The organism is Candidatus Cardinium sp. cByotN1, assembly GCF_022810525.1.
GTDB lineage: Bacteria > Bacteroidota > Bacteroidia > Cytophagales > Amoebophilaceae > Cardinium.
This window is the reverse complement of sequence record NZ_JAACGG010000201.1, coordinates 1-338: the sequence shown is the minus strand read 5'-3', so window position 1 is coordinate 338 and position 338 is coordinate 1. Positions and strand designations below refer to the sequence as shown.

At 54.1% G+C, this 338-nt stretch carries 1 rRNA gene; it reads left to right on the top strand.

The features are described 5' to 3' along the window. A 16S ribosomal RNA gene (locus tag MUW73_RS04410) occupies window positions 1-338 on the top strand; the annotation flags it as partial.

Here is a 338-nt window from a genome sequence, read left to right as displayed (position 1 = left end):
GCATGGCTGTCGTCAGCTCGTGTCGTGAGATGTTGGGTTAAGTCCCGCAACGAGCGCAACCCTTGTCATTAGTTGCTACGAAAGAGCACTCTAATGAGACTGCCGGTGACAAACCGGAGGAAGGTGGGGATGACGTCAAGTCCTCATGGCCCTTATGGCCAGGGCTTCACACGTAATACAATGGTCGGTACAGAGAGTTGCCAACCCGCGAGGGGGAGCTAATCTCAGAAAGCCGATCGTAGTCCGGATTGTTCTCTGCAACTCGAGAGCATGAAGTCGGAATCGCTAGTAATCGCGGATCAGCATGTCGCGGTGAATACGTTCCCGGGCCTTGTACA